General features: G+C 71.1%; 18 protein-coding genes. 13 read left to right on the forward strand and 5 right to left on the reverse strand.

From position 1 onward, the window contains the following. The first annotated feature begins 8 nt into the window (after positions 1–8). The 4 genes from ACWEVS_RS20645 to ACWEVS_RS20660 are packed head-to-tail and all read left to right on the forward strand — an operon-like array spanning position 9 to position 4336. On the forward strand, positions 9–1373 hold the full coding sequence (locus tag ACWEVS_RS20645) for an ABC transporter substrate-binding protein (RefSeq protein ID WP_452416873.1): 1365 nt from the start codon (positions 9–11) through the stop codon (positions 1371–1373). Then, entirely contained in the window at positions 1370–2359 is a 990-nt protein-coding gene (locus tag ACWEVS_RS20650; RefSeq protein ID WP_449926812.1) for a carbohydrate ABC transporter permease, read from the forward strand. The genes ACWEVS_RS20645 and ACWEVS_RS20650 overlap by 4 nt, the downstream gene beginning before the upstream one ends. Continuing rightward, the gene (locus tag ACWEVS_RS20655) at positions 2352–3197 is read left to right on the forward strand and encodes a carbohydrate ABC transporter permease (RefSeq protein ID WP_452552816.1); all 846 of its coding nucleotides are present in this window, start codon (positions 2352–2354) and stop codon (positions 3195–3197) included. Before ACWEVS_RS20650 ends, ACWEVS_RS20655 begins: the two co-directional genes overlap by 8 nt. Before the next feature lie 2 nt (positions 3198–3199). Further along, positions 3200–4336, forward strand: a complete 1137-nt coding sequence (locus ACWEVS_RS20660) for an ROK family protein (protein WP_452416872.1) — start codon at positions 3200–3202, stop codon at positions 4334–4336. Here ACWEVS_RS20660 and ACWEVS_RS20665 read toward each other — a convergent pair. From ACWEVS_RS20665 to tpx, 3 genes are read right to left on the reverse strand one after another with little or no spacing between them, the layout of a single operon-like run. Beyond that, positions 4266–4955: a phosphatase PAP2 family protein gene (locus ACWEVS_RS20665; protein WP_452552818.1), complete on the reverse strand. Its 690-nt coding sequence runs from the start codon at positions 4953–4955 to the stop codon at positions 4266–4268. The genes ACWEVS_RS20660 and ACWEVS_RS20665 overlap by 71 nt on opposite strands. A gap of 16 nt (positions 4956–4971) precedes the next feature. Next, positions 4972–5715 (reverse strand): helical backbone metal receptor, encoded by a 744-nt coding sequence (locus tag ACWEVS_RS20670; protein WP_452416868.1) that lies wholly within the window; start codon positions 5713–5715, stop codon positions 4972–4974. 54 nt (positions 5716–5769) lie between these two features. Beyond that, positions 5770–6270: a thiol peroxidase gene (gene tpx, locus ACWEVS_RS20675; protein ID WP_449926825.1), complete on the reverse strand. Its 501-nt coding sequence runs from the start codon at positions 6268–6270 to the stop codon at positions 5770–5772. Between the two features lie 138 nt (positions 6271–6408). On the opposite strand from tpx, the gene ACWEVS_RS20680 reads away from it, so the two are divergent. Next, the gene (locus tag ACWEVS_RS20680; protein ID WP_452552819.1) at positions 6409–7818 is read left to right on the forward strand and encodes an LCP family protein; all 1410 of its coding nucleotides are present in this window, start codon (positions 6409–6411) and stop codon (positions 7816–7818) included. A 14-nt stretch (positions 7819–7832) separates the two neighbouring features. On the opposite strand, the gene ACWEVS_RS20685 is transcribed toward ACWEVS_RS20680, so the two are convergent. After that, on the reverse strand, positions 7833–9620 hold the full coding sequence (locus ACWEVS_RS20685; protein WP_449926831.1) for an N-6 DNA methylase: 1788 nt from the start codon (positions 9618–9620) through the stop codon (positions 7833–7835). A gap of 76 nt (positions 9621–9696) precedes the next feature. On the opposite strand from ACWEVS_RS20685, the gene ACWEVS_RS20690 reads away from it, so the two are divergent. From ACWEVS_RS20690 to ACWEVS_RS20715, 6 genes are all read left to right on the forward strand, one after another. Beyond that, entirely contained in the window at positions 9697–10467 is a 771-nt protein-coding gene (locus ACWEVS_RS20690; protein WP_449926834.1) for a PP2C family protein-serine/threonine phosphatase, read from the forward strand. A 74-nt stretch (positions 10468–10541) separates the two neighbouring features. Further along, complete coding sequence (locus ACWEVS_RS20695) at positions 10542–11063, forward strand: hypothetical protein (protein ID WP_449926837.1); 522 nt, start codon at positions 10542–10544, stop codon at positions 11061–11063. Between the two features lie 152 nt (positions 11064–11215). After that, positions 11216–12214 (forward strand): CHAP domain-containing protein, encoded by a 999-nt coding sequence (locus tag ACWEVS_RS20700; RefSeq protein ID WP_452552842.1) that lies wholly within the window; start codon positions 11216–11218, stop codon positions 12212–12214. Between the two features lie 53 nt (positions 12215–12267). Further along, positions 12268–15630: a fused isobutyryl-CoA mutase/GTPase IcmF gene (gene icmF, locus ACWEVS_RS20705; RefSeq protein ID WP_452552821.1), complete on the forward strand. Its 3363-nt coding sequence runs from the start codon at positions 12268–12270 to the stop codon at positions 15628–15630. A gap of 111 nt (positions 15631–15741) precedes the next feature. After that, positions 15742–16356, forward strand: a complete 615-nt coding sequence (locus tag ACWEVS_RS20710) for a TetR family transcriptional regulator C-terminal domain-containing protein (protein ID WP_452416861.1) — start codon at positions 15742–15744, stop codon at positions 16354–16356. Further along, complete coding sequence (locus tag ACWEVS_RS20715) at positions 16353–17318, forward strand: haloalkane dehalogenase (RefSeq protein ID WP_452552823.1); 966 nt, start codon at positions 16353–16355, stop codon at positions 17316–17318. The genes ACWEVS_RS20710 and ACWEVS_RS20715 overlap by 4 nt, the downstream gene beginning before the upstream one ends. A 253-nt stretch (positions 17319–17571) precedes the next feature. Here the strand turns inward: ACWEVS_RS20715 and ACWEVS_RS20720 are convergent, their stop codons facing one another. Further along, the gene (locus ACWEVS_RS20720) at positions 17572–18363 is read right to left on the reverse strand and encodes a GNAT family N-acetyltransferase (protein ID WP_449926847.1); all 792 of its coding nucleotides are present in this window, start codon (positions 18361–18363) and stop codon (positions 17572–17574) included. A gap of 269 nt (positions 18364–18632) precedes the next feature. On the opposite strand from ACWEVS_RS20720, the gene ACWEVS_RS20725 reads away from it, so the two are divergent. Together ACWEVS_RS20725 and ACWEVS_RS20730 are read left to right on the forward strand one after the other, a co-directional pair. Then, positions 18633–19532 (forward strand): serine/threonine-protein kinase, encoded by a 900-nt coding sequence (locus tag ACWEVS_RS20725; protein WP_449926849.1) that lies wholly within the window; start codon positions 18633–18635, stop codon positions 19530–19532. Between the two features lie 227 nt (positions 19533–19759). After that, positions 19760–21070, forward strand: a complete 1311-nt coding sequence (locus ACWEVS_RS20730; RefSeq protein WP_452552824.1) for an ABC transporter substrate-binding protein — start codon at positions 19760–19762, stop codon at positions 21068–21070. Positions 21071–21111 lie beyond the last annotated feature (41 nt).

The following is a 21111-nucleotide window of genomic DNA, read 5'->3' on the forward strand; positions in this document are numbered from 1 at the left end:
AGCGAGCCATGCCGTACAAGGTAACCGCCGTCCTCTCCGCCGCGATCCTGGCCGTCACCATGGCCGCGTGCGGCGGCGGCGCGGAGGGTCAGCCCGCCGACACGATCACCGTGTGGACCGAGGAGAACCTCGCCGACCGCATGGCGGTGCAACAGCAGATCGTCGCCGACTTCACCCGGCGGACCGGGATCAAGGTCAACCTGGTCGGCGTCGCGGAGGACCAGTTCAGCCAGATCATCACCTCGGCGGCGGCGGCCGGCAGGCTGCCCGACGTCATCGGCGCGCTCCCGCTCGCCTCGGTCCGCGAGCTGGAGTCCAACGACCTGCTCGACACCGAGACACCGGGCAGGATCGTGGACCAGCTCGGCCGCGACACCTTCTCGGCCAGGGCGCTCCAGCTGGACAGCGCCTCGGGCAAGCTGCTGGCCGTTCCCAGTGACGGGTGGGCGCAGCTCATCCTCTACCGCAAGGACCTGTTCGAGAAGGCCGGGCTCGAACCGCCCGACACCTACGAGCGGCTGGAAGCCGCGGCCAGGAAGCTCCACACCGGCGGCATCGCGGGCATCACCCTCGCCATCGCACCCAAGGACTCCTTCACCGCGCAGAGCTTCGAGCACGTGGCCCTGGCCAACGGCTGCCAGCTGGTCGACGACGCGGGCACCGTCGCCCTCGAGTCCCCCGCCTGCGTGCAGGCCTTCGACTTCTACTCGCGTCTGGCCGGGCAGTACTCGGTGAAGGGCAAGCAGGACGTCGACTCCACCAGGGCCACCTACTTCGCCGGCAAGGCGGCGATGACGATCTGGTCGTCGTTCATCCTCGACGAGATGGCCGGGCTGCGGAACGACGCGCTGCCGTCCTGCGCGGCGTGCAAGGCGGACAAGCAGTGGCTGGCCGCCAACACCGGCGTGGTCACCGCGCTGAAGGGCCCCGCCGGCGGCACGCCCGCCCAGTACGGCGAGATCGTCTCGTGGGCGGTCACCAGGGACGCCGACGCCGCCGCCGCGCAGCGGTTCGTCGCCTTCATGATGAACGAGGGTTACGAGCGCTGGATCGGGATGGCCCCCGAGGGCAAGTTCCCCACCCGCAAGGGCTTCGAGTCGCGGTGGACCGCGCTGCCCGCTGGCGTCGACACCAAGAAGCCGCTGGCCGAGGTCTACCCCGCCGAGGTACTCGAGGCGCTGCGCCGCAGCCCCGACACCTTCGCCCGGTGGGGCATCCCCCAGGGGCAGGGCAAGCTGGTCGGGGCCACCATGGGCGAGCTGCCCGTGCCCAAGGCCCTCAGCGCGATCGTGGACGGCTCGCTCACGCCGCAGGCCGCGGCCGCCCAGGCCGCGTCGGACGTCGAAGCGATCAAGCGCGGGATCAGGCAATGACCACCGGCATCGGCACCGGCGCGGGTCCCGGCCCCGTCACCGAGGAAAGGCAGGCGGGAAACCGGCCCGGCACGGCGGGCCGGACCAGGAGCAGGACGCTGCGGCAGCGGGAGGCGCGGGCCGGCCTGCTGCTCATCTCCCCCACTCTGGTCATCACCCTGGTCGTCGTGGTCGTCCCGCTGCTGTGGGCGATCATGCTGGCCTTCCAGGACGCCCGGCTCATCTCCATCAGGCGGACGGGCCTGTTCGGCGACTACACGCTCGAGAACTTCTCCTACGTCATCTCCGCGCCGGGCTTCTGGAGCTCCCTGGTCAACACGCTGGTCTACACCGTGGCGGGCACCGCCCTGTCGATCGCGCTCGGCCTGGTGGCGGCGCTGGCGCTGAAGAGCAGGTTCAAGGGGCGCACCCTGGTCAGGGCGGCCATCCTCATCCCCTACGTCGCCCCCGTCGTGGCCGTCGCCTTCCTGTGGGAGGTGATGCTGAACCCGCAGTTCGGCATCGTCAACACCTGGCTCAGCGAGCCGATCGCCTTCCTCACCCAGGCCAGGGGCAGCGTCCTCGGGCTCACCGTGCCGGTCGCGCTGCTGACCGTCATCGCCTTCGAGGCCTGGCGCTACTTCCCGTTCGCCTTCCTGTTCATCCTGGCCAGGCTCCAGGCGCTGCCCCGCGAGCTCGACGAGGCGGCGGTCGTGGACGGCGCGACGCCGACCCAGCGCTTCCGCCACGTGATCATGCCGCAGCTCTGGCGGGTGGTGGCGCTGCTGGCGGTGCTGCGGTTCGTGTTCACCTTCACCAAGTTCGACGACGTCTACCTGCTCACCGGCGGCGGCGCGGGCACCGAGGTGGTCAGCGTCAGGGTCTACACCTTCCTCACCGCGCGTGACGACATCGGCGCCTCGGCGGCCCAGGCGATCGTGCTGGCCCTGGTGCTGGCGGTCTTCCTGGTGGTGTACCTGAGGTCCTTCGGAGGCGAGCGTGAGTAGGGACCGCTTCGAACGCGCGCTGTTCAGGGTGCTCAGACCGCTCGTGATCGGGTTCCTGGCCGTGATCACCGGCTTCCCGTTCCTCTACATGGTGATGCTGTCGGTCCGCGACATCCAGGAGCTGATCCTCGACCCCGGATCGCTGTGGCCGCAGCGCTTCACCCTGGCGACCTACCAGGACGTGCTGGGCAGGCAGGGCTTCCTGACCTTCATGCGCAACAGCGCGATCGTCGCAGTCGCCTCGGTGGCGGTGACGCTGCTCATCTCGATCCCCGGCGCCTACGCGGTGGCCCGGCTGCGCTTCTTCGGCCGCCGTCAGGTGCACTTCCTGTTCCTGGCGGTCTACCTCTTCCCCGCGATCGTGCTGGCGATCCCGCTGTTCGTGCTGTTCACCATGCTCGGGCTGCGCGGGTCGCTGGCGGGGCTGATCCTGGTCTACATCGCCCAGATCGTGCCGGTCACCGTCTACATGCTGCGCAACTACTTCGAGACCGTGCCCCGCAGCGTGGAGGAGGCGGCCGCGATGGACGGCTGCGGCAGGATCGAGACGATCTGGCGGGTGGTGCTGCCGCTGTCGAAACCCGCCCTCATGGCCACCGGGCTCTACGCCTTCATGATCGCGTGGAACGAGTTCCTGTTCGCCCTGCTCTTCCTGGTGGAACGCAGGGAGAGCTGGACGGTCTCCCTCGGGCTGTCGCAGCTGGCGGGCAGTATCGAGATACCGACCACCGTTCTCATGGCAGGATCGGTCATCCTGACACTACCCATCGTCGTGGTGTTCTTCGCCGGCGAGCGGCTGCTGGCGGAGGGCCTGACGGCAGGCGCGGAGAAGGGCTAGTGATGCTGACGGCGGGACACGTCCTCCAGTTGATCAGGCAGGGCACGTGCCGTACCCGCAAGGAGCTGATCGACTACACCGGGCTGTCCAGGTCCACCATCACCGACAGGGTGGACCGGCTGATCGAGGCCGGCTACATCCGCGAGGCCGACAAGGGGGCGTCGGGCGGCGGGCGCCCTCCGTCGGTCCTCGCCCTCGACTCCACCGCCAGGGTCGTGCTCGTCGCCGACCTCGGCGCCGGCCACGCGCGGGTGGCGCTGACCGACCTCGCCGCCCGCCCGCAGGCCGAGGAGTCGGAGAGCATGCGCATCGACCGCGGCCCCGAGGAGGTGCTGGCCTGGGTGCTCCAGGCCTTCGAGCGCCTGCTCGACCGCACCGGCCGCACCAGGGAGCAGGTCTGCGGCGTCGGCCTCGACCTGCCCGGCTCGGTCGACCACACCTCGGGCAAGGTGCTCAGGTCCTTCCTGATGCCGGGGTGGGACGACCTGCCGATCAAGGCGGCCTTCGGCGCCCGGTTCGACGTGCCGATCCTGGTGGAGAACGACGCCAAGGCGATGGCGCTCGGCGAGTGGTGGGCCGCCTACCGGCACTCGCCGTCGCTGCTGCTGGTGAAGGTCTCCACCGGCATCGGCGCCGGCATCGTGCTCGACGGGCGCATCTACCGGGGCGTGGAGGAGGGCGCCGGCAACATCGGCCACGTACGGCTGCGCGAGAGCGACGACAGGGTCTGCACGTGCGGTTCGAAGGGGTGCGTCGCCTCGCTGGCCAGCGGCCACGCCGTGGCCAAGGACCTCGGGCAGAAGAGCAGCCGCGACGTGGTGCGCCTGGTGCAGGCGGGCGACCCCGAGGCCATCGCCCGTACCCAGGAGGCGGGGCGCACGCTCGGCCTGGTGCTGGCCACCGCGGTGAGCCTGCTCAACCCCGGCGTGCTGGTGCTGGCAGGCGACATGGCCGAGACGCGGGAGCACTACCTGACCGGCATCAGGGAGAGCGTCTACCGGCACAGCCTGCCGTACACGACGAGGAACCTGGAGATCGTCACCAGCGGGCTGGGCGGCAGGGCGGGCGTCATCGGGACCGCGGTGATGGTGACCGAGCACGTGCTCTCCCCGGAGAGCGTCGACGCGTCCCTGGGGTGAGCGCGGCGGGAAGCGCGGGCGGGATCGTCGGGGTGAGCACGGCGAGCACCGCGACGCCGAGCAGCATCCCCGCGACCACGTCGCTGACCCAGTGCACGCCGAGGGCGACGCGCGTGTAGGACACCGACAGCACCAGGAAGGCGGCGATCCCCCAGGCCAGGACCAGGAGCACGGGCCTGCCGCGCAGCCTCGGGGTGAGCAGCAGCACGATCACCCCCGCGCCGAGCGTGGCGGTCAGCGCGTGGCCCGACGGGAACGACATGCCGACGGCGGTGGCGACCGGGTCGGGGAAGGCGGGCCTGGCCCGATCGATGACGATCTTCAGCGCCTCGCCGAGCAGGCCGCCGGCCACGATCACCGTGAGCGCCCAGGCGCCGGCCCCGAGCCTGCCCTTCCAGATCAGCCAGGCCGCGATCGCGATCACCACGATCCGCCACGTGGCCGGGCCCAGGGCGTCGGTCCACAGCAGCAGGAGGCGCGTCCACGCCGGATCGGCGAGCGCCCCGGCGTACAGGTCGTGCGCCACCGCCCGGTCGACCTGGTTGAGCGGCTGCCTGGCCAGCAGGAGCAGCAGCCCGAACGGGATCAGGGACACGACGAGGACGAGCCTGGTCAGCATCACCCCATCCTGCCCGCTACAGGCCGAGACTAGCCCGCAGGACGTCAGGAGCCTCCACCATCGAGGGTCCGTACCAGGTCAGCAGCCGCCCGCTGACCAGCGCGCTGCCGGCGAAGCACTCCGGCCCGTCGTCCGCGCCGAAGGCGTACGGCTCGTCGGGCAGCACCACCACGTCCGGGTCCTTCGCCACGAGCTCCGCGAGAGGGATCTTGGGATAGCGCTCGGGATGGGCGGCGTAGAGGTTGTCGACGCCCAGCCGCCTCAGCACGTCGCCGGTGAAGGTGTCGCGGCCGACCACCATCCACGGCCGCCGCCAGATCGGGATGATCGCGGTGCGCCTGACCGCGGGCTCCGGCAGGTCCCACGCCCGGCGCGCCCGCTCCAGCCACTCCGGCTCCGGGGTGCGGCAGGCCAGCTCGAACATCCTGCCCAGGGAGACGAACGCGGCCTCGACCGTCTCGATCCTGGTCACCCATACCGCGATGCCCGCCTGCCTGAGCGCCTCGAGGTCGGGTTCCCTGTTCTCCTCGGCGTTGGCCAGCACCACGTCGGGCGCCAACGCCATGATCCGGTCGAGGTCGGGGTTCTTGGTGCCGCGCACCCTGACCACGTCGAGGCCGGCCGGATGGGTGCACCAGTCCGTGGCGCCGACCAGCTTGCCGGTGGGCGCCACGGACTCGGTGAGGGAGGGCACGAGGGAGACGACGCGTTCGACCGTCGCGGGCACCCGCACCTCGCGTCCTGTGTCGTCGACGGCCACGGGCTCCTCCTTCGGGCCTGGCGGCGGACCCCGCGGGGGCCCGCCGCGAACGGGCTAGGCCAGGGCCTTGAGCGCGGCCTCGTAGTCGGGCTCCTGGGTGATCTCGGGGACCAGCTCGGAGTAGACGACCTTGTTGTCGCCGTCGAGCACCACGACGGCGCGGGCGGCCAGACCGGCCAGCGGGCCGGACTCCTGGGCCACACCGTAGTCGGCCAGGAACTCCCTGCCCCGCATCAGCGACAGCGTCACCACGCTGTCGAGGCCCTCGGCGCCGCAGAAGCGGCCCTGCGCGAACGGCAGGTCGGCCGAGACGCACAGCACGGCCACGTCGGGGTGCTCGGCCGCCACCTGGTTGAAGCGGCGGACCGACGCGGCGCACACGCCGGTGTCGACGCTGGGGAAGATGTTGAGCACCTTGGTCTTGCCGCCGAAGTCGGCGAGCGTCACGTCGGACAGGTCCTTGCCCACGAGGCTGAACGCGGGGGCCGCGTCGCCAGGCTGAGGGAAGGTGCCGCCCACGGTGATCGGGTTGCCCTTGAAGGTGACATCGGACATGAGCGCCTCCCGGCGAAAAGGTGACAAAAGCCAAGGGCTCGATCCTATTGCTTCCCCTTGCTGCGGCTTCCGCCGTACCGGCGCCGTGTGACTCAGTACACTCGGCGAGGTTCGACTGGCCCTCCCCTGGAGTGACATGTGAGCAGCGGGCTCGTGGCCGCCCCGCATCCGCCGTCGCCCTCCGCCGAGCCGCCCGCCGGGCGGCGGCGCTGGCTTCGCCGGGTCGTGGTGGCGACGACGGTGGTGGCGCTCGCCGTCGCCGGCGCGATGGTCGGCGCGTACGTCAAGCTGACCAGCAACGTGAAGCACATCGACGTCACCGGCGACCTCGACGCCACGCGACCGCCGAAGGCCGCCACCACCGCGCTCAACGTGCTGATCGTCGGCTCCGACCAGCGCGACGGCAGGAACGCCAGATACGGCCGCGCCGTCGAGGGCGAGCGCACCGACACGATCATGCTGGCCCACGTGTCGTCCAGGCGTGACGGGGCCATGGTGATCAGCTTCCCCCGCGACTCGCTGGTCCAGCTTCCCTCCTGCCGCGCCAAGGGCAGGCTGCCGGGCCAGCCGGCCCATCTCGGCATGATCAACGAGTCGTTCAACTCGGGCGGCATCGGCTGCACGTGGAAGACGATCGAGTCGCTGACCGGCATCCACATCGACCACTTCGTGAAGGTCGACTTCACCGGGTTCAAGAGCATGGTCGACGCGGTCGGCGGGGTCGAGGTGTGCCTGCCCGAACGCGTCGACGACACCAAGGCGTTGCTCCACCTCGACGCGGGACGGCAGTCGCTCAACGGCGAGCAGGCGCTCGGCTACGTCAGGGCCCGCTACAGCATGGGCGACGGCTCCGACATCGGGCGCATCCAGCGGCAGCAGATGTTCATCGCCGCCATGCTCAGGAAGGTCATGAGCGGGCGCACGCTCACCGACCCGGCCAGGCTCTTCGGCTTCCTCGACGCGGCCACCAAGGCCGTCACCACCGACCCGGGGCTCACGCCCGGCGTCATGAAGGACCTCGCCGAGAGCGCGCGGGGCATGACGGCGGGCCAGATCCGGTTCGTCACGACGCCGTGGTACTACTCCGTCTCCCATCCCGGGCGGGTGGAGTGGGTGCAGCCGCAGGCCAGGACCCTGTTCCAGATCGTCGCCAAGGACCTGGAGGTGACGGGGGTCAGGGGCGGGCAGGAGAAGGTGCCGCCGTCGCGCATCCAGGTGGAGGTGCGCAACGGCACCTTCCGGCCGGGCCTGGCCGGCCAGGTGGCGGTGGGGCTCGAACAGCGCGGCTACCACGTCTCCAGGATCGGCGACGCCTCGCGCAAGCCGTACCCGAAGACCCAGCTCGCCTACTCCCCCAACGGGGAGACGCGCGTCCCCACGATCACCCGCGACCTGCTGTCGGCCACGCCGCGGCTGGTGGCGGGGGCGGCCACGCCGCGGCTGGTGCTGACGATCGGGGACGACTGGCAGGGCCTCAAGCCGATGCGGGTGGGCGCCTCCGAGGCGCTGAAGGGGTTCGACGCCACCCACGACACGTGCGCGGCCTGAGAGCGCCGCGCCGGTCAGGCCGGAGGTCGGAGGCGGCCGTCGGCCAGACCCTGGTGGCCGAGCCTGATGAGGGTCTCGCCGAGCTCGGTCGCCTCCCGCAGGGCGTCCTCCATGGCGGCCAGCCGGCGGAAGGCGTCGCCGTAGGCCCGCTGCTCGCTGAGCGACAGCCTGGGCAGGCGGGTACGGCGCGCGTCGACCCTGCTGGAGCCGGCCGGCACCCGGGCCCCGGCCGAGCGCAGGAAACCGGCGAGGAAGTGGGGGTCCACGCGGCGCTGGTCGACCCGGTAGAGGGTGAGCTGCGGGCCGAGGACGGCGCCGTCCTGGCCGACCACCCTCGCGGTGGCGTAGGTGGCCACGACGTCGCCGGGCTGGATCCTGACCATGCCGGGCTCGGCCGTGGTGGCGCCGGAGGGTGTGGTGGTGCCGCGCTCCACGTCGTCGGCCGTCAGCACCGGCAGGTCGCCGCCGTCGGCCGACATCCTGGGCGGCGCCTGGAGGATCGTGACCAGGCCTGCCTTGACCAGCTCGCCGATCGTGGTGACCGGCCGGTCGCGCGGCTCGTCGAGCACCACCAGATCGGGCGCGTCGACGGAGGCGGCCAGGAAACGGGCGCGGGCGTCGGCGAAGGCGCGCCCCAGGTCGGCTCCGCCGCGCGGGGCGTGGCGGGAGGGGCTGAGGTCCACCTCGTCGTCGAGCAGGTCGATGATGCGGACCCGGTGCGCTCCCTCGCGCAGGCCGGGCTCGACCCTGCTCAGGTCGCCCTCGGCGTCCATGATGACGATCTCGGACGGCGGGCGCTCCCCGCTCTGCGGCCTGCGCAGCAGCCACAGGTCGGGGCCGCCGGGCCAGAGCCCCACCACGGCGCGCAGGGCCCCGGCGCGCAGCAGGTTGCCCCTGATGCGGCGGCCGGCCCTGCGGCCGGCCGCGGCGACGGGCATGAGGATGGCCACCAGGCCGCCCGGCCTGACGTGGGTGAGGCAGTGCTGCACCCACGCCAGCTCGGACTCTCCGCGCGGCGGCAGGCCGTGCTCCCACCGCGGGTCGCCGGTGAGCTCGTCATAGCCCCACGACCGCTCGTTGAACGGCGGGTCGCAGACCACCGCGTCGGCCCGGGGGCCGGGGAAGGCGTCGCGCCTGAGCGAGTCGCCGTGGACGATCTCGGCCTCGACCCCGCGCAGCGCCAGCCGGGCGGCGGCGATGCGGGCCGAGGTGTCCTCCAGCTCCTGGCCGAGCACCCTCACGCCGTCGGGCGCCCCCGTGGCGCGGCCGCGGGGCGACAGCGGCAGCAGGAGGGTGCCGACGCCGCAGGCCGGGTCGAGGACGATGCCGCCGTCGGGGACGGCCAGCCGTACCATCAGGGCCGCGAGGTCCTCACGGGTGACGGAGAGCTTGCGGGAGTGGGCCTCGAAGTAGCGGGCGCACAGGAACTCGTAGGCGGCCGGCGCGCCCTGCTCGGCGGCCAGCTCGCGCAGCACCGCGACCTGTCCCTCGTCGAGCCCCTCGCCCCCGGCCCCGGGATCGGCGAGAAAACCTCCGGCGGCGGCCACGAGCTCGCCAAGCTGAAGATCTCCGGAAGCTTTCAGGCGTTGCCACGCGCGATCTGCCAGCGAGACCTGGTAGGACTTCCCATAGCGACTCAGCCATGCCTCGACCTCGCGCAGCGCGAAAAGCGGCTGTGCGGCGGTTCCGTCGACGGGTTTGGGGAAGTCGTCGTGGCGGCGGCGCCAGTTGCTCACCGCGGCCCGCCCGACACCGGCGAGCCGAGCGATGTCGCCGGCGTTCACGGTCGGGTCGTGGCTCATGGACGCCACATTAGTTCACAACACTCTTCAGCGCATCTGCTTGTGAAGTGTTTCAACCAATGATTTACTGCCTACTATGACGCACAACATCCGCTATGCCGCCGGGTCGGACGTGGGCCGACGAAGGGAGCAGAACGAGGATTCGGGCTACGTGAGCGCCCGCATGCTGGCGATCGCGGACGGGATGGGCGGCCACGCGGCCGGCGAGCTTGCCAGCTCCGCCACGATCGCGGTGCTGCGCGAGCTCGACGTCAGCTTGCCAGAGGCGGGGGCCGATCTCGAAACCGCCCTGGAGGCGGCCGTGCTGGAGGCGGGGCGCAGGCTTGCCGAACTGGTCGAGATCGACCCGGCTCGCAGGGGCATGGGCACGACGGTGACCGCCATGTTGTGGGACGGCGCGAGGTTCGCCCTGGCCCACCTGGGCGACTCGCGGGCGTACTTGCTGCGCGACGGCGCGCTCTACCAGATCACCAAGGACCACACGCTGGTCCAGTCGATGGTGGACGAAGGCCGCATCACGGAGGACCAGGCCGCGGTCCACCCGCGCCGCTCGATGGTGTTGCGCGTGCTCGGCAGCGAGGGCAGGGCCGAGCCCGACATGTCGCTGCGCGAGGCGGAGCTCGGCGACCGCTACATGTTGTGCTCCGACGGGCTGACCGACGTGCTCGGCCCCGAGACCCTCCACGAGATCCTGACCTCGTACGGCGAGCCCGACGCCGCCGTGCACAGGCTCATCGAACTGGCCAACGAGGGCGGAGGGCCCGACAACGTCACCGTCATCGTGGCCGACGTCGTACCGTCCGGCGAGGGCGGCACGTCGATGTACCGGGTGGGCGTCGGATCCTGATCGGTACGGCGGTTCTCAACCCATCTGAAAGCGCGGGAACCCACACTCTCGGTACAACGAGAAGGGAACTCCCGATGAGGACCAGCCGTACCATCCTGATCGCCGCCGCCGGCCTGCTGGCGGCCTTACCCGCCACCGTCGCGTCCGCGTCCGCTTCCGCGCCTGATTCCGCCCCCATCTCCGCGTCCGCCGCCACGGGCGTCGGGGCCGGCCCCAGCACGACGTGGGGCCCGACGTTCTCCTCCGGCAGGAAGGCCGTCGCCCAGGGCAGGCTCACCGTGCTCAGCCGGGACACGTCCACCACGCCGACGACCGCCACGGTGGAGATCAATGGCGCGATCACCGACCTGACCAAGGGGCCGGCCTGCGGCTGGGCGGCCTTCCGCGTCTCCTTCCTCAAGAAGGACGGAAGCGTGCCGACCAAGCACCTCTACAGCCTCGACTGCACCAAGGGCACCCCGAAGTCCTTCTCCTTCGTCGAGAAGCGGGTCGTCCTGGTCGAGACGAAGGTCTGCGGCGAGATCAAGGCCTCGAAGCCGTCGGCCACCTGCCTGTACGGCGGCAGCTGGAAGAAGCTCTACAGCTATCTCGACTAGTACGTCCCAGCAGCAACACTGCGCATATTTCGCCTCATATCTAGACACTTTCCGGATGTCCGGCCCGCGGCCACGACGGCACTACTACAGTCCCTCGTTAGTCGCCGGTCTTCTGGGAAGGAGTCGTCCTGGACCCGATCGCTGAAGGACTGCTGAAGGCGGCTCGCCCCGAGCTCGGCTACCGCGAGAAGGGCGGCCAGTACACCAAGTTCGGCACGTGGTACGCCGACCTCGTCCAGGACCCCCAGTATCGCAACGCGCCGTGGTGCGACATGTTCATCACCTGGGCCGCGCACAAGGCGGGCCTGCAGGAGTACGTCGGGCAGTTCGCCTGGACGCCCTCGCACGCGGCCTGGTTCATCCAGCAGGGCGCCTGGTCGCCAAAACCCGAGCCAGGCGCCCTGGTCTTCTACGACTGGAGGGGCGGCAAGAGCTACAAGGGCATCGACCACGTCGGGATCGTCGAGAAGGTCGCCGGATCGAAGATCCACACGATCGAGGCGAACGTCGACAAGGTCTGGCTCAAGCGCAAGGTCCGCGACACCGACAAGGTCGTCGGGTACGGGCTGCCCCGCCTGGTCAAGGAACATCCCACGCTGATCGAGGTACGCCCCTCCGACCAGCCGCTCGAGCCCTTCTCCGTCCAGGCGCACGTGCCGCCGGCAGCGACACGGGAGTCACCGTTCGACGTGCTGGGGACGCCGCAGGCCTTACTCGCCGCGATGGTACTCACCACCGTGGTCGTCTCGTTCCGGATGGCGGGACGCTCCCGCGGCTCCGGGCGCCATCGCCGGGAACTCGTCCCATGGGTCAGCCCCGACCCCGCGCCACCGCCACATGTCACCGCCGCCCGCACCACCCCCGCACCACCGCCGCACGTGACCGCCGCCCGCCTCACGCCATCACTCCACGGTCCCGTCCCCGCCCTGCCACCCCAGGCGCGCACCACGACCCCCGCACCGCCCGGCGTCCCCCGCACCCGCGTCCCGGCGGACGAGGCCCGCTCGCGCGCGCAGGCGGAACGCGCTCACCTGCCGTTGGAGCGTTCCGGCGAGCGCGCGCCGGCCGTGCCGGTCGCTGCGCACCCGCTCACCCCGCCGGGCGGTACGGCCAGGCGGCGCAGGCCGTATGAGGCGGCCACTGGGAAATAGTAGGACGTCCTAGTATCTTCGAGAGGAGGCCCCTCACCAAGGAGTGATCAGGCGTGCACGTACCGGCCCATCCCGTCCGCTTCGTGACCGCGGCAGCGCTGTTCGACGGCCATGATGCCGCGATCAACATCATGCGGCGGATCCTGCAGTCACAAGGGGCGGAGGTCGTGCATCTCGGACACAACAGATCCGTCGACGAGATCGTCACCGCCGCCATCCAGGAAGACGTCCAGGGCGTCGCGATCAGCTCCTACCAGGGCGGGCACGTCGAGTTCTTCACCTACCTCGTCGAGCTCCTGCGTGAGCGCGGCGCCGGCCACATCAGGGTGTACGGCGGGGGCGGCGGCGTGATCGTCCCCGAGGAGATCGAGCTGCTGCACTCCAGGGGCGTGGCGAGGATCTTCTCCCCCGAGGACGGCCAGCGGCTCGGCCTCCCCGGAATGATCAACAAGCTGATCGAGGAATGCGACGTCGAGCTCGGCGACCCGCCGTCCGTGGAGGCCGTCGCGTCGGGCGACCAGGCGGCGCTGGCCAGGGCGATCACACTGATCGAGTCGGGGCGGGCGCCCGAGGAACTGCTCGCGGGGATCCGCGCCCTGGGCGGCGCGACCCCGGCCCAGAGCGCCACCGGTGTGACCGGCGATGCCGTGGCGGGGGCGGAGAACGTTCCGGGTGACGGTGCCGGATCGACCGTCCGGCGGGCGCCCGTCCTGGGCATCACCGGCACCGGCGGGTCCGGCAAGTCGTCGCTGACCGACGAGCTGCTGCGCAGGTTCCACGTCGACAACGACGACAAGCTGCGCATGGCGGTCATCGCCATCGACCCCACCAGGCGGCGCGGCGGCGGCGCCCTGCTCGGCGACCGCATCAGGATGAACAGCCTCGGCGGGCAGACCTACTTCCGTTCCCTCGCCACGCGAGGCGCGAGCGAGGTGCCCGACTGCCTCGACGACGTGATCGCCGCCTGCCGCGCGGCCGGGTACGACCTGGTCGTCATCGAGACACCCGGCATCGGGCAGGGCGACGCGGGGATCGTCCCGCACGTGGACGTGCCGATCTACGTGATGACGCCGGAGTTCGGCGCCGCCTCCCAGCTCGAGAAGATCGACATGCTCGACTTCGCCGAGGCCGTCGTGATCAACAAGTACGAGCGGCGCGGGGCCGAGGACGCGCTGCGCGACGTGCGCCGCCAGATGGTGCGCAACCGGTCCGCGTTCGGGGTGTCGCCCGACGCGATGCCGGTGTTCGGCACCATCGCCGCCCGCTACAACGACGCGGGGGTGACGGCGCTCTACCACCACCTGCGCGACCAGCTCGTGGAGCGGGGCATGCCGGCCGGCGCCGGCCTGCTGCCCAGGGTCGAGGGGCGCACCTCCAGGACGGCGGCGGCGGTGGTGCCGCCGGCACGGGTCCGCTACCTCGCGGAGATCGCCGAGACGGTGCGCGGCTACCACGCCGAGACGACGGCCCAGGTGGAGGTGGCCCGGCGCCGGCAGCAGCTGGCGGCCGTCCGGGCGCTCCTGGGCGAACCCGCCGGTTCGGCGGGCGGGGGGCAGGCGGGCGGGGCGCAGGCGGTCGCCCCCGCCGACAGGCGGGACGTGACGGATGCGCGTCTGGACGAGCTGGCTGCCCAGGCCGAGCGGGAGCTGTCCGACGAGAGCAGGGCGCTGCTGGCGGAGTGGCCCGCGTTGCGGGAGCAGTACACCGCCGACGAGCTCGTCGTACGGGTCCGCGACAGGGAGATCCACACCCCGCTGTGGCGCGAGACCCTCTCCGGCAACAGGATCCCGCGCGTCGCGCTGCCCCGCTTCGAGGACCACGGCGAGCTGCTGCGCTTCCTGCGCTCGGAGAACCTGCCGGGCCGCTTCCCGTTCACCGCGGGCGTGTTCCCCTTCAAGCGGGACGACGAGGACCCGACCAGGATGTTCGCCGGCGAGGGCGACCCGTTCAGGACGAACCGGCGCTTCAAGCTGCTGTCGGAGGGCCAGCCGGCCACCCGGCTGTCCACCGCGTTCGACTCGGTGACCCTGTACGGCCACGATCCCGACGTCCGACCCGACATTTACGGAAAAGTCGGGACCTCGGGGGTGTCGATCGCGACGCTCGACGACATGAAGGTGCTCTACGACGGCTTCGACCTGTCCGCGCCGAACACCTCCGTCTCCATGACCATCAACGGCCCCGCCCCCACGATCCTGGCCTTCTTCCTCAACGCCGCGATCGACCAGGCGCTCGAGCGCTTCGAGTCCGCCCAGGGCCGCCCGGCGTCCCCGCAGGAGGCGGCCGAGCTGCGCGCCAGGACCCTCGCCACCGTGCGGGGCACCGTCCAGGCCGACATCCTCAAGGAGGACCAGGGGCAGAACACCTGCATCTTCTCCACGGAGTTCTCGCTGCGCATGATGGCCGACATCCAGGAGTGGTTCATCCGCAACCAGGTGCGCAACTTCTACTCGGTGTCCATCTCCGGCTACCACATCGCCGAGGCGGGCGCGAACCCCATCAGCCAGCTCGCCTTCACCCTCGCCAACGGCTTCACCTACGTCGAGGCCTACCTGGCGCGCGACATGCGGATCGACGACTTCGCGCCCAACCTGTCGTTCTTCTTCTCCAACGGCATGGACCCCGAGTACTCCGTGCTCGGGCGGGTCGCCCGCCGGATCTGGGCCGTCGCGATGAGGGAGCGGTACGGCGCGGCCGAACGCTCGCAGAAGCTGAAGTACCACATCCAGACCTCCGGCCGGTCGCTGCACGCCCAGGAGATGGACTTCAACGACATCCGCACCACCCTGCAGGCCCTCATCGCGATCTACGACAACTGCAACAGCCTGCACACCAACGCCTTCGACGAGGCCGTCACCACCCCCTCGGCCGAGTCCGTACGGCGCGCGATGGCGATCCAGCTCATCATCAACCGCGAATGGGGCCTGGCGAGGAACGAGAACCCGCTGCAGGGCTCGTTCATCATCGACGAGCTGACCGACCTGGTCGAGGAGGCGGTGCTGAGCGAGTTCGAGCGCCTGTCGGACCGCGGCGGCGTGCTCGGCGCGATGGAGACCGGCTACCAGCGCGGCAAGATCCAGGACGAGTCGATGCTCTACGAGACCCGCAAGCACGACGGCTCGCTGCCGATCATCGGGGTGAACACCTTCCGCAACCCGCGCGGCGAGGTGGAGCACGGGCCGCTGGAGCTGGCCAGGGGGACCGAGGAGGAGAAGCACTCCCAGCTCGACCGGCTGCGCGGCTTCCAGGCGAGAAACCGCTCCACCGCGCCGGCGGCGCTGCGCCGGCTGAGGGAGGTGGCCATGTCGGACGACAACGCGTTCGAGGTGCTGATGGACGCGGCGAGGGTGTGCTCGCTCGGCCAGATCACCGAGGCCCTCTTCGAGGCGGGCGGCCAGTACCGGCGCAACGTCTGACCCCGCCGGAACGACAGGCCTCCCGGGGGCGCGTCACGCGCTCCCGGGAGGCCTGTCCGGTTGTGGGGCCCATGGCTTGACGAAATCAATATGAACGTCCATATTGGACTCATGGCGAGACCATCGAAGAAAGACCAACTCCTCGACCAAGGGATGGAGGCCGTCCGCAGGACGGGGCTGGTGGGCGCGAGCGTCCGCACCATCACGGCGGCGGCCGGCGTCCCGCTCGGCTCGTTCAGCAACCACTTCGCCTCCAAGGAGGACTTCGGGCTGGCGGTGATCGACCGCTACTTCACCGACGTCCGCGCGATCGTCGCCGCGACCCTGGACGACACCGGCAGGCCTCCGCTGGAACGGCTGCGCGCCTACTTCGACGCCATCACCGAACGGCTGCGGGCACGCGAATGGCACGACGGATGCCTGATCGGCAACACCAGCCTGGACTCGACCGAGACCAGCGAGGCCATCCGCACGCACCTGGCGCAGATCTTCACCGAGTGGCACGAGCCGTTCGCACGCTGCCTGGACGAGGCGCAGCGGGCAGGCCAGATCGCGCTGCCGCTGCCCGCACCCGACTTCGCCGACTTCCTGATGGCCTCCTGGCAGGGGGCGATGCTGCGGATGAAGGTGGAGCGCTCGTCCGATCCGCTGGAGCGCTTCACCACCGTGGTGTTCGGCACCCTCCTGGCCCCTGCCACCTCACCGACCGAAGGACGACACCCATGACCGCGAGCACCGGCACCGACACCATCTCCGGCACCGACACCGTCTCCGCTGCCGACACCAGCACCAGCCCCGCCGTCGCCGTCACCGACACCGGCACCATCTCCGCCGCCGACCCGCACCCGCGGCGGCAGGTGCGCGTGCTGGGCACCCATCTGAGCCACGTGGACACCGGCGACGGCGAGCCGGTGGTGTTCCTGCACGGCAACCCCACCTCCTCGTACCTGTGGCGCAACGTGATCCCCTACCTGGCCGACGTCCGCCGGTGCCTGGCGCCCGACCTGGTCGGCATGGGCCGTTCCGGGCCCGCGGCCGACGGGGCCTACCGGTTCGCCGACCACGCCCGCCACCTCGACGCCTGGTTCGACGCGGTGCTGCCCGAGGGGCAGGTCACGCTGGTGCTGCACGACTGGGGTTCGGCGCTCGGCTTCCACTGGGCGCGCCGCCACCCCGAGCGCGTGCGCGCCATCGCCTACATGGAGGCGATCGTCCAGCCGCGGCTGTGGGCCGACTTCCCCGAGGGCCGCGACACGCTGTTCCGCGCGATGCGCGGGCCCGAAGGCGAGGAACTGCTGCTGGGCCAGAACTTCTTCGTCGAGACGGTGCTTCCCCGAAGCGTGCTGCGTCCGTTGCGGGAGGAGGAGATGGCGGCCTACCGCGCGCCGTTCGGCGACCGGGACTCGCGCCTGCCCACGCTGGTCTTCCCCCGCGAACTGCCCATCGACGGCACGCCTCGGGACGTGGCCGAGGTGGTGGAGGCGTACGGGAGCTGGATGGCCCGCAGCGCCGTCCCCAAGCTGCTGATCTCCGCCGAGCCCGGCGCGATCCTGGTCGGCAGGGCGCTGGAGTTCGCGCGCACCTGGCCGAACCAGCGCGAGGTCGGCGTGCGCGGCATCCACTACGTCCAGGAGGACTCCCCGCACGAGATCGGCGCGGCGATCAGGGACTTCGTCCTGCGGCCGTGACCGACCGGCCCCGCCACCCGACTCCCACCCGACTCCCACCCGGCGCACCCACCCGGCACGCCCATCCGGCGCACCCGCCCGGCACGCCCGCCCTGCCCGCCCGCCCGGCACGCCCGCCCTGCGCGCCCATCCGGCGCGCCCGCCCGGCACGCGCGCCCATCCGGCGCGCCTCTCCGTCGGCCTGACGCGCGTGTCCATCCGGCCGCCCGTCAGCCCGCCCGGCAGCCCGCTCGTCCGTCCGGGAGGGTGAGCGTCAGGTCGCCGGCGGACGGTGCCACATCGTCAGCCGCATCAGCCGCAGGTATCCCATCGCCTCGTAGACCGGCCGGCCCTCGTCGCTGGCGATGAGCATGGCCGGCTGGTACGGCTCGGCGAGCGTGGCGGCCCAGGTGACGGCGGCGCCGATGCCCCTGCCGCGATGGGAGGGCAGCGTGGACACCCATTCGACGTCGACGATGCCGTGCCCGAGCCGGGATCCGGACGTGGCGACGGGCCGGTCGCCGGCGTATCCCACGAACAGCTTGATCGGGCCGTCCAGGACCCGCGCGTCGCCGAACACCGTGCCCTCCGCCTCCGGCATCGGGTAGGCCTCGACGAGCGTGCGGACGAAGTCCGCCAGGCCGCGGCGGTCGGTGACGGGGACGATCCTGAGCCCGTCGGGAAGGGGCGGCGGGCTCCCGCCCTGCGGGCGCAGCATGAGCGGAGGATGGCCCATCAGCCGCAGGCCCGCCGTGGACAGGTCCGGCGTCGGCCAGACCGACAGGAACACGAAGTGGCGTTCGGGCGGGTAGAAGGCGAGCAGCCGCCGCAGCGTGTCCGCCAGGTCGATGTACGGCGGTGGCGCCAGCAGCACGGCGGCGTTGTCGAACAGGACCGGCGAGGCGGGGTCGGCGACCGCGAGGTCCTGCCAGCGTTCGGCGCGCCCGCCCGCGCAGGCGGCGACGAAGGCGTTGCGGTCGGCGTTGGCCAGCACGAACCTGCGCACCAGGGAGTCTCCGGCGTCGAGGTCCTGCTCCCAGCCATGGGTGAGATGCTCGTCGGACACGCGGCGCACCTGCCTCTCGTCCGGGCGACGAGGTCCACGCTCGAGTCTAGAACCGTGGGAGGCCGACGACGAGCCGCGGGCGGCAACGGCCGCCCGCGTCCGCGTGAACCGCCGTGATCTCCTGACGCCCCATGGGCCGATCGTCGGCGGCCACGTCCGGCGCCCGCGGGACCGGGCCCGCGCCGCACGGCGATCAAGATCCACCTGGTTGCTGTAGATTCCCCGGAGAGTCTCAAGCGGGCTGGTCGTGGAGGGGGCAGGAGAGGCGGATGGTCATCGGTGACCGCTACGTGCTCGACGACCTTCCTCTGGGCCGGGGCAGCATGAGCGCCGTCTACCGTGGCCACGACCGGCATCTCGACCGGCGGGTGGCGGTCAAGCTGCTGTACCCGCTGCCCGGCAAGGACGCCGACGAGGAGCTGGAGCGGCGCTTCACCAGGGAGGCGCGCATCCTGGCGCGCCTGGAGCATCCGGGGGCGCCCGTCCTGTACGACTTCGGGACGCACGAGCAGCGGCTGTTCCAGGTGATGCAGTTCATCGACGGGGTCACGGTCGCCGACCTGCTGAGCGAGCACGGCCCGCTGCCGGTGCCGTGGGCGGTGGCGATCGCGGCGCAGGCGTGCGCGGTGCTGTCGGCGGCGCACGCGCTGGAGATCTGCCATCGCGATCTCAAGCCGACCAATCTCATGCTCTGTCGCGACGGCAGCGTCAAGGTGCTCGACTTCGGCCTGGCGATGTTGCGGGAGGCGAACGGCACGCAGTTCACCAGGATCGGGCAGATCCTCGGCACTCCGGCGTACATGGCGCCCGAGCAGATCCAGCGGGGTGTCGCCGAGCCGCGCAGCGATCTCTACTCGCTCGGCTGCGTGCTGCACGAGATGCTGACGGGGCGGCAGCTGTTCACCGGCCCGACGGAGTACGTCGTGTTCGAGAGGCAGGTGAAGGAGCGGCCGCCCCCGGTGCCCGGGCTTCCGGCCGCGCTCGGGAAGGTGCTGTCCGACCTGCTGGAGAAGCCGGTCGAGGACAGGCCGCGCGACGCCAACGTGCTGTACGAACGGTTGCAGGCGTTCGCGGTCGATCTGCCGATGCTGCCGGGGTTCCTGACCTCGCCGGCGACGCCGAGCCCCGGCCGGATGTACGCCAAGGTGCTCGGCCGCGTCCTCGGCTGAGAGAACGCTCTCCCGCTACAGGTAACACTCTGGAAACGGGCCGACCCTCTGGGAGCGCTCCCACCGCTCCGAGGCGTGGCCGTCACCTGCGGAAACGCCGCCACAGGTGAGAGAGCGCTCTCTTGTGCATCCCTGAAACCCTCCGTTGACATGGCAGGCCCCCGACCCGCAACCTCTGAGAGAGCGCTCTCTCACCGTCACTCCCCACCGCCCTCGAGGAGGGTTCCATGGCCACGCCGTACTCCCAGGCCCGCCGCTTCGGGCGGCTCGCCGTACCGGTGCTCACCGCCTCCGCGCTCGCGCTCGCGCTCGCCGCCTGCGGCGGCGGATCACAGCAGACCGCCGACACGGGCGGCGGCACCGCCGAGAAGGTGACGCTCAGCGTCGCGCTCTTCGGCGACTTCGGCTTCAAGCCGCTGTACGAGGAGTACAGGAAGACGCATCCCGACGTGGAGATCGTCGAGCGGGTCACGCAGTTCAACGACCACCACAACAACCTGGTCAAGCGGCTGGCCACCAACGCGGGCGCGGCCGACGTCGAGGCGGTGGAGGTGGGCTACATCAGCTCCTTCACCTCCCAGCCCGACAAGTTCCACGACCTCAAGCAGTACGGCCTGGACAAGCGGCAGGGCGACTACCTGGACTGGAAGTGGCAGCAGGGCCTGTCGAAGGATGGCTCCCGGCTGCTCGGCCTCGGCACCGACGTCGGCGGCCTGGCCATGTGCTACCGCAAGGACCTGTTCGAGAAGGCCGGGCTGCCCACCGACCGCGAGAAGGTGGCCGAGCTCTGGCCGACGTGGGAGCAGTACATCGAGACCGGCAAGAAGTTCGCCGGGAACGTCAAGGACGCCAAGTTCGTCGACTCCCCCGGCGAGATCTTCCGCGCGATCGTCAACCAGGCGCCCGTCGGCCTCTACGACGCCCAGGACCAGATCGTCGTCGCCACCAACCCCGAGGTCAAGAAGGCCTGGGACCTGTCCAACCAGCTCAGCCTGAACGGCCTGAGCGCCAAGCTGGCCGCCTTCTCCCCGCCGTGGAACACCGGCTTCGCCAAGGGCTCGTTCGCCACGATCATCTGCCCGGCCTGGATGACCGGCTACATCCAGGAGCAGGCCAAGGACGCGGCCGGCAAGTGGGACATCGCGAAGGTCCCTGGCGGCTCGGGCAACAGCGGCGGCTCGCACCTGCTGCTCCCAAAGCAGGGCAAGCACCCCAAGGAGGCGGCCGAGCTGATCGACTTCCTCACCTCGAAGGACAACCAGGCCCGCGTCTTCAAGGAGGAGGGCACCTTCCCCTCGATCCCCGCCCTCTACGACGACCCGTCGATCCAGAGCTTCACCAAGCCGTTCTTCGGTGACGCGCCGATCGGCAAGATCTACTCCGACGCGGCGCGCACCCTCAAGCCCCAGCACCTCGGCCCCAAGGAGGGCGACGTGCGCGTGGCCGTCGGCGACGGGCTGGGCCGGGTCGAGCAGGGCAAGCAGACGCCGGACGAGGCGTGGGCGCAGGTCGTCGCGGACGTCCAGAAGATCAAGTAGCCGCCGGTACGGGCGGGGCGCGCCGTCCCGCCGTACCGCAT

It is taken from the genome of Nonomuraea sp. NPDC003754, from assembly GCF_053605785.1.